Raw genomic sequence first — 8,818 nt, 5'->3', positions numbered from 1 at the left:
CGGCGGCGCCTCCGGCGGCCGCATCGTCGCCGCCGGCACCCCCGAGCAGGTGGCCGCCGATCCGGACAGCATCACGGGAAGGTACCTGTAGTGACATACGGTAAAGCTAATCGCAAGGTATACCTTGCGATTAGCCAGATTTATGATAATGTGTAAGGTATATCTTACACTTTTTTGAAAGGCCGCCGCATGACTGATAGCGAATTCCTTATTCCTCGCGAGCGCTATCAACGCCTATTGGAGGCCTATCGCGATGCCGAGCAGGTAAAGGTGCTGCAAGGCGTTCGCCGTTGCGGCAAGTCAGCCATCTTGACACTCTACAAAGACAGCCTTCTTAGCCAAGGAGTCGAACCGCGCAATATATATTATCGCCGATTCGACCTACTGGAGGAACCGCTGGACGTTTCAGCGGAAACCTTGCTGCAAGACGTGACGCAAGCGTGGGAAAAGGCAGATCGGGACAACCCCTTCTACGTGTTCCTCGATGAAATCCAGGACGTGGCAGGCTGGGAGAAAGTCGTTCGCAGGCTTCACTCGGAAAGAGGCATCGACCTATACCTGACGGGATCAAACGCCCACATCCTCTCATCCGATCTCGCAACCCTTCTCGCAGGGCGCAGCGTCACCATCGACGTGTTCCCCTTGAGTTTCAGGGAGTTCGTCGACTTCAACCGTCACGAAGGCGATGCGAGCGCCTCGACCGACGAGCTTTTCTCAAAGTTCCTGCGATACGGCGGCATGCCCAGCCTGTTCTCGCTCAAGCAACAAAACGAGGAGTTCATCACGCGAGAGCTGTCTTCCATCTTCGATACCGTTCTCTTAAACGATGTCGCACTCCGTCGGGGAATCCGCGATATCGCGCTGCTCGAACGACTCGTCACCTATCTATTCTCCACTTCGGGCAACCTGTTCTCCACGCGCAAAGTAGTAGGGGCGCTCGTCAGTTCAGGCCGAAAAACGTCCGCGGAAACGATCGATAACTATATCTCCGCACTTGAGAAGTCTTTCATCCTTCACGGCGTCGAGCAATCGGGAATAGCAGGCAAGCAGGTTCTCAGTCCATTAAGGAAGTTCTACCCCGTCGACACAGGACTCCGCAATCTGTCAACGAGGTTCTCGCCCCGCGACCTGGGATTCCAGTTAGAAGACGTAGCGCTTGTCGAACTCCTAAGGCGCGGATACGATGTACGGGTGGGGGCCGCCGAGAAAGCGGAAGTGGACTTCGTTGCAAACGGGCATGACAAGCGGATTTATTTCCAAGTGACGGAAACCATGCTCGACAACTCCGTATACGATCGCGAGCTTGCGCCGCTTCGAGCCATCCAAGACTCGTTCCCGAAGATGGTCCTCACGCTTGACCGCTTCCGCACCGGCACAACCGAAGACGGCATCCTTATTGCCAACCTCATCGACTGGCTCCTTGATCGCTGAAATTGCCGCGAAGAGACGACCTCTTCGCGGCGGGACCCACTCGATGAATCAGCAAGGGGAAACGGAGCTCCCGCTACCGGGCCATCGAGTCGTTCACGCGCGACGTCGAGGGTCTCGACGGCTCGGCGATGGTCGACCTCGTGGCGCATCGGCTGGAAGACTCCGTCGGCCAGCGCATGCTGCAGCTAGAGCAGGCGAGAAGCTAGCGTCCCTCCCCTCCGAGCTCCGCAGCAGGACCTCGCTCCTTGGCGTCGATCTCCCAGATGTCGTCGAAAGGGATGCGGGTGCGGACGACGGTGACAGTGCGGCCGGCAAGGTCGACGTCGCTGACCAGGCCGCGCGTCGTACGTACGCCTCGCCGTCGTAGTGGACGATGCTCGCCATCTCGCGGCGCTCCAAGCCCGCGAGGCGCTGCGACAGCTCGAGCGCCTGCTCGTCGGTCAGCTCGCGCCGCGGCTCTACCGTGCGCTCCCGCTCGCGGATGAGGTCGTAGTAGCCTTTGAGCGCGGCGAAGGGCATGAACTGCTGCGCGCGGTCGGCGCGAGGACGGCGCTCAGGCATGGTGGCCCCCGATCTGCTCGTTGCGCTCGCGCGCCGTGGCCTTCTCCTTGAGGCTCGTCCCGCGCAGAAGCGCGTTCTTCCCGAAGCGCCCCTTCACCGCCAACACCGCCTGCTGCAACCTGCGCTCCTCGGCCTCCGCCTCGGCGTCCGCGAACAGGTCCATGGTGGCGAACTCCTCGGGCAGCACGCCGCCGAAGCCCACGTTGATGCGGCGGATGGGTGCGTCTTTGCGCGTGGTCTCGTCGAACAGGTCGAGGAACCGCGGCATGAGCCTCGAGCAGAGGTTCGTGCGGTCCGGCTGCCTGCGCGTGCCGCCAGTGTGCGGGAACGCGCGCCGCCCGCTTGCGGGACGCCTGCCGTGGCCGCCGTCGAAGTATTCGCCGCCCGTGCCGTCATCGCCCGCCACGCCGCCCACGCGGCCGCCATCGCCTGCTATGCCGCCGCCTTGCGCCCCGGCCCCGCCGCCTGCGCCGCGTCCTTTCGCGTAGCCCACATAAAGCGAGATCGACCCAGCCACGAGGCCCTTCTCCACCAGGTCGAGCACGAGCTGGTCCACCATCTCCTTCAGCACGTCGCGCGCCTCGTCGAAGGAGTAGTCGCAGGGCAGCACCTGGCCGTTCCCCAGCGAATGCGCGCTCGGCTCGTAGGCGTGGATGTCGGCGATGGTGCAGGGCTCCTCGCCGTGGGCGTGGTCGATCAGGCACTCGGCGTTCACCCCGAACTCGCGGTAGAGCGTGGCCTCGCTCACCTCGCACACGCCGCGCAGGTCGCGCGCGCCGTACTTCGCCAGGCGCTTTGCGATGCCGGGCCCGATGTTCCAGATGTCGGTGATGGGCCGGTGGGTCTGGATCGAACGCTTGAACTCGACCTGGTCGAGATATCCGATATGGTCCTCGGCATGCTTCGCCGTGATGTCGAGCGCCACCTTGGCGAGGAACAGGTTCGGCCCGATGCCCGCCGTGGCGCACACGCCCGTCTCGGCCAGCACCGCCTCCATGAGCATGACGGCGAACTCCTTGGCGCCCATCCGGTACAGCGAAAGGTACGGCGTCGCGTCGATGAAGCATTCGTCGATAGAGTAGGCGTGGATGTCCTCGGGCGACACGTAGCGCAGGTAGATCGAGTAGATGTCGGCCGACACCTCCATGTAGCGTTGCATGCGCGGGCGCGCCATGACGTAGCGCACGCCCTCGGGGATCTCGAACACGCGGCAGCGGCCGGGCAGGCCGAGCGCCTTCATCGACGGCGTGATGGCCAGGCAGATGGTCTTCTCCGTGCGGTCGGGATCGGCCACCACGAGGTTCGCCGTCAGCGGGTCGAGCCCGCGGTCGACACACTCGACGCTCGCGTAGAAGCTCTTCAAGTCAATGCACACGTACGTGCGCCCTTCCACCACCGCTCGCCTCCTCGCGCTACCCTAACCAAAACGTTTGTTCGTACAGTATAGCGCTTTCGGGTGTGACAGAGGGACGGGGATAATGTCACGTTCCTAGGCGCTTTGCAGCCCTGCATCTCATCGAGGAACGTGACATTATCCCCGTCCCTCTGTCACACCCGTCACATCCCGCCCCTCTGTCACACCCCGCCCGGCCTACCGGCGTTCGGGAGCGATCGGGCGCTTGGCCGGCCCTTCCAGCACCGAGCCGTCGGCGGCGAAGCGCGAGCCGTGGCAGGGGCAGTCCCACGAGTCCTCCACGTCGTTGTGCGCCAGGCAGCAGCCCAAATGCGAGCAGCGCCGCCCCGGCTTCACCAGGTTCGCCGCCGACACGTCCGCATTCGAGAGCAGGCTGGGAGCGAGCATCGAGCGCTGTGGCGAGAACAGGGCCTCCACCGGACTCCGACCATGCACCACGAGATCGGCGATGGCACGCGCGGCCACGAGCGCGCCCGTCATGCCCCATTTGCTGAACCCCGTGGCCACGTACTGGTTCGGGCGGCTACGCCGATGCACGCCGATATAGGGCACATGGTCCAGGCTCATGCAATCCTGCGTCGCCCACGCGTAGCGCTCCCGCGCGCCCGGATACGCCTCGTCGGCGAACGCCCGTATCTTGGCATAGCCCTCCGTGGGCTTCGGCCCCTGCCCCGTGCGGTGCCCTCCGCCTCCCACCAGCAGGAAGTCACCGTATGTGCGGAACGAGAAGCCGCCCGCGTCGCCTATGAACATGCCGTCGACAAGCGGGGCGCCTTCCAGTGCCAGCGCGTAGGAGCGCTCCTGATGCTCCTTCACGAAATACAACCCCGGCACGTTGACCAGGGGATAGTGCGATGCGAACACGATATGGCCGGCGGTCACGGAGCCGCGGTCCGTGCGCGCCGTGTTCCCACTCACGTCCCTCACGAACGCGTGCTCGTACACGTCGACGGACGGCATGAGCCCGAGCAGCCCGAACAACAGCTTCAGCGGGTTGAACTGCGCCTGACGCTCCATGCCCAGCGCACCCCGGTTCGCCACCGGCACCGGCGCGCTCGGCAGCACATGGTGCGGGATGCCCAGCTGCTCGTAGGCGGCAAGCTCGCGCTCGATACCCGCCGTGGAGCCCGTGGCGTACACGTAGGCCGTCTTCTCCTCGAAGTCGCAGGGAGCGGCATCGGCCAGCTGGCGCAGCCCCGCCACCGCCGCCTGGTTCGCCTCGAAGTAGAGGCGCGCGGCATCGGCGCCCCTCTTCTTGATCAGCCGGTCGTACACGAGGCCGTGCTGGGCCGTCACCTTCGCGGTCGTGTTCGCCGTCACGCCGGCGCCCACCTGGCCGCCCTCCACCAGCACGCAGCGGCATCCCGCCTCTGCCAGCAAATACGCGCAGAGCACACCCGCTATGCCGCCTCCTATCACCAGCACGTCGGCGGAGCGGTCGCCTTCGAGCGCCTTCGCGTAGCCCTGCGGCCGCACGGCGCTCGCTTCCCAGAGAGAGGTCATGCCGAGCCCTTTCGTCTTCAAGAGGAACGATCAGGCATCAGGGTACCTCGGCCCGCCAGCGGAAAAGCGGCCCGGCAAAACGCGTTTGCCACGCTTTGCCGAACGGTTTCGCACGCGTGAGCACCGCTCGCGCCGAGCGCTCGCATGATACACTATCCGCCGGAATCGAGGGAAAGGCGATCGATGGCGAAGAATCCCGGAAGAGACGCGTGGGCGAACGGCGGCAAGGGCAAGGCCATGGGCGCCCCGCGCGACATGCAGGTGCGCGCCGCCAAAGGCCTGGGCCCCAACAAGGCCTCCGGCCACAAAGGCGGCATCTCCCGCCAAGGCTCGAAGCGCGGATAGCGGGGCGGCATCCGAGCCTCCGCCTCGCCCCCCCCCGGCGCACAGGGCGCCCGCATACGGTGTGCGGAGGCGCCCGCATCCGCACAGTTGCCCGGAATAGCCAGCGCCTCCCTGCCGTGCGCGAGCCGCAACCGCCCCGAGACTGAAGCCCCCGTGCACGGGAAACCGCGGTTTGCGGCAGGTTTTGGAGGTTATTCGTCATCGAGGGCTCCAAAAACGCGCCGCCACGAAGTCCTCGGTGGAAGACAGCCGCGTTTCACCTGATGAGAGCGGCGTCCCTCCCTGCAAGCGCACAACGCTCCCTTCGGTGATGACGAATAGGCCGCGATTTCTGCCAGAAACGGCGGTTTCCCGCGCACGGGGGCCTGGCCCACCTGCCGGGGTTTTCGCAGCCGAGAGCTTGGCGCAGATCGGGAGCTTATGATGCGGCCCCTTGCAGTCCCCTACTCCAGGTACGCGCCGGTCTGCCTGCTCCACAGGTTCGCGTAGGCGCCGCCGGCCTCGATGAGCTCGGCATGCGGGCCGTCCTCCACCACGCGTCCGCCGTCGAGCACCACGATGCGGTCGAGCGAGGCAACCGTGGACAGCCGGTGTGCCACCACGATGGCCGTGCGCCCGCGCATGAGCGTGGCCAGCGCGTCCTGCACCAGCTGCTCGCTCTCGGAGTCGAGCGCGCTCGTGGCCTCGTCGAGCACCAGCACCGGGCAGTCGGCCAGAAGCGCCCGCGCGATGGCGATGCGCTGGCGCTGCCCGCCCGACAGCTTCACGCCGCGCTCGCCGGTGACGGTGTCGAAGCCCTGCGGCAGCCGCTCGATGAACTCCAAGGCGTTCGCCTGGCGCGCCGCCTCGCGGATCTGCTCCATCGTGGCGTCGGGCCGCCCGTAGGCGATGTTCTCCGCGATGGAGCGGTGGAACAAGAGCGCCTCCTGCGGCACGTAGGCGATCTGGCGGCGCAGCGACTGCTGGGTGGTGTCGGAGATGTCCTGCCCGTCAACGAGGATGCGCCCCTCCTGGATGTCGGACAGTCGCAGCAAGAGCTTCGTGAGCGTGGTCTTCCCCGCCCCGCTCGCGCCCACCAGGCCCACGCGCTGGCCGGCGGGGATGTGCAAGTCCAGGCCGTCGAACACGCGTGTGCGGGCATCGCCGTCGGTGTACCAGAAGCCGATGTCCTCGAAGTCGATGGCGCCCTCGCGCACCTCGAGCGGCGCCGCATCCGCCTTGTCGGCCACGAGCCGAGGCTCGTCGAGGATGACGGTCATGCCGCTCGCGTCGCCGAACGCGCGGTTGAAGCGCTGCAGGCCGTTGTTGATGAAGTTGAACTGGTTCGTCACCGTGTAGGTGTACGTGAACATCACCACGAGCGTGCCCGGCGTGATGCCGTACCACGCGTTGCCGCCCGCGATGAACACGGCCACCACGCTCATGATGGCGATGGTGATGCACGCCGTCACGATGCCGCGCGTGAGCGACGCCCACATGCGCTTCGAGTCGCGCGCCACCACCTCGCGGTTGGCCTGGTCGAAGAGGCCGCGCTCGTAGTCCTCGCGCCCGTAGGTCTTCACCGCCAAGATGTTGGCCACCGAGTCTGACAGCTCGCCGGAAAGCTGGTTCTGGGCGCTCGCCGCCTGCTCGTTCAGGTGCAGGATGCGCTTGTACATGTAGTAGGACACGCCCGCGTACACCGCCAGCAGCGCCATGAGGATGGCCACGTACACCGGCACGCGCGGCGCCAAGATGGCGCACGTGAACACCACCGAGCATATCACCGGCAGGAACGGGAACGTGATGGTCTCCAGCAGCAGCTGGTAGGCGCTCATGAACTTGGTGGTCTGGCTCACCAGCGTGCCGCCGAAGCGGTTCGAGTGGAACGACATCGACTGGTTGGACAGCGCGTCGAACGACATGGTGGCCAGGTCGTAGGAGGCGGCGATCTGCAGGCGGTACATCGCGTAGTCCTGCACCTTGCTGGCCGCCTGGCCGGCCACGTTGATGCCGATGAGCGCGGCGATGTAGGGCCCGAACACGGCGAACACCTGGTCGGGCGCCACCGAGCCCGCGCTCACGCGGTCCACCACGAGGCTCATGACGTAGGGGTTGCCGTACGACAGCAGCGCCACGAACAGGAACGTCGCGGTCATGAGCGTGGCGAACAGCCCGAGGTGCTTGCGCGTGACCAGCCAGAAGTAATGCAGCGTGCGTCGCGTCGTCGACGCGCGGGAGGGTGCCATAGGATTCTCCTTCTCGTGTTTCAAGAAGATTATCGCACACCCGCGCAACTCCGGTCGCTCAGGCCCGCGCGCTCTACCCCACCAGCTTCGAGGACTCCACCTGCTCCACGTACCAGCTCATGAACTTCGCCAGCGGCTTGCGCAGTACGAGGCCCACGATGGCCGCCGGAATCAGGAACAGCGCGAGCAGCCCCATCTCCCACCAGAAGTCGCCCCCATAGGTGCCGAACATGGCCGCGCGCATGGCGTTCACCACGTGCGTCGCGGGAAGCCAGGGGCTTAGCCCCTGGATGAACGGCGGCAGCAGCTGCAGCGGGAACGACCCGCCGCACCCCGTCACCTGTATGATGAGCAGCAGCACCGCCACGGCCTTGCCCAGGTTCGCGAACGCCGCCACCAGCGCGTAGATCAAAAACGTGAACACGAACCCGGCGAGCCAGAAGCACAGCATGAACAGCAGCGGATGCGTCACCTGCACCTGCAAGAACAGCAGGTTCCCCAGCCCCATGACCGTGGTCTGCGCCAGCGACAGGAAGGCCATCACGCCGAAGCGCCCGAAGAACAGCTGGCGCGGCTGCGGGTCCACCAACTGCGCACGCACCCGGCCGGGAACGGTCGGCTTCACCACCACCAGTATCAGCAACGATCCGATGAACAGTGCGAGCGTAGTATACAAAGGCGCCATGGCCGAGCCGAAGTTGTCCACCGGGAACACGGCCACGCGGTCGATGCCCACGGGCGCCGCGAGCGCCTTCGACAGCACCTGCGTGTCGGAGCCCAGCACCTCGCGCAGCAGGTCGGCATCTCCGGCAACGAGCGCCTGGTCGATGCCGTCGGCCAGGTCGCGCAGCGTGGCGGAGGCGCTGTGCAGCTCGCCCACGGTCGCGTCTATCTTCTCCGCCGCCCCGCCCAGCACCGCTGCCGCGGAACCAGCCGAATCCGACAGGCCGGACCCCGCGGCACGCAGCCCCTCCAAACCGGAACCCACGCTCGCAACCAGCGAGGACGCCTCGTCGGCCAGCTTCTGGAGCCCCGGTTTCAGGTTGGCGTCGAACTCGTCCCGCATCGTGGCCGCACTCTGCTGCGCCTCGTCGGCCAGCCGCTTGATCTCCGCACGCTCCGCCTGCACGTCGGCGCTGCCCGCCTCCAGCTTGTCGGCGGCGCTCCCCATGGTGTCGCGCATGTTCTCCAGCAGGCCGATGGTGGCGTTCATCCGCGCGATGGCGCTCTCGAGCGCCTGCGCGTACTCGGGCGGCACCTGCTCGCGCAGCGCCTCCAGCTGCGCGACGATGTCCCGGCACGCCGCAACCTGCCCGTCCAGGGCATCGGCCTGCCC

General features: G+C 66.1%; 6 protein-coding genes. 2 read left to right on the top strand and 4 right to left on the bottom strand.

Features of this window, described 5'->3' with window-relative positions:
- Window positions 1–189 precede the first annotated feature (189 nt).
- The gene (locus tag GPA_RS14125; protein WP_015540287.1) at window positions 190–1,431 is read left to right on the top strand and encodes an ATP-binding protein; all 1,242 of its coding nucleotides are present in this window, start codon (window positions 190–192) and stop codon (window positions 1,429–1,431) included.
- A 553-nt stretch (window positions 1,432–1,984) separates the two neighbouring features.
- Here the strand turns inward: GPA_RS14125 and GPA_RS14120 are convergent.
- Together GPA_RS14120 and GPA_RS14115 are read right to left on the bottom strand one after the other, a co-directional pair.
- Window positions 1,985–3,385 carry a Y-family DNA polymerase gene (locus GPA_RS14120; protein WP_041240606.1) on the bottom strand — a complete coding sequence of 467 codons (1,401 nt, stop codon included), beginning with the start codon at window positions 3,383–3,385 and terminating at the stop codon, window positions 1,985–1,987.
- A 198-nt stretch (window positions 3,386–3,583) separates the two neighbouring features.
- Window positions 3,584–4,909 carry an FAD-dependent oxidoreductase gene (locus tag GPA_RS14115; RefSeq protein ID WP_041239701.1) on the bottom strand — a complete coding sequence of 442 codons (1,326 nt, stop codon included), beginning with the start codon at window positions 4,907–4,909 and terminating at the stop codon, window positions 3,584–3,586.
- 183 nt (window positions 4,910–5,092) lie between these two features.
- On the opposite strand from GPA_RS14115, the gene GPA_RS18425 reads away from it, so the two are divergent.
- Complete coding sequence (locus GPA_RS18425; RefSeq protein WP_015540285.1) at window positions 5,093–5,254, top strand: hypothetical protein; 162 nt, start codon at window positions 5,093–5,095, stop codon at window positions 5,252–5,254.
- Between the two features lie 443 nt (window positions 5,255–5,697).
- Here GPA_RS18425 and GPA_RS14110 read toward each other — a convergent pair whose 3' ends face one another.
- Both GPA_RS14110 and GPA_RS14105 read right to left on the bottom strand, forming a co-directional pair.
- Entirely contained in the window at window positions 5,698–7,482 is a 1,785-nt protein-coding gene (locus tag GPA_RS14110) for an ABC transporter ATP-binding protein (protein ID WP_015540284.1), read from the bottom strand.
- A gap of 73 nt (window positions 7,483–7,555) precedes the next feature.
- Window positions 7,556–8,818: YhgE/Pip domain-containing protein (locus GPA_RS14105; RefSeq protein ID WP_041239700.1), on the bottom strand; the 1,263-nt coding region annotated here is incomplete at its 5' end.

Origin of the sequence: Gordonibacter pamelaeae 7-10-1-b, assembly GCF_000210055.1 — a bacterium.
Taxonomy (GTDB): Bacteria; Actinomycetota; Coriobacteriia; order Coriobacteriales; family Eggerthellaceae; genus Gordonibacter; species Gordonibacter pamelaeae.
Note: the sequence above shows the minus strand (reverse complement) of the source record. Positions and strands in the feature narration are given on the sequence as shown.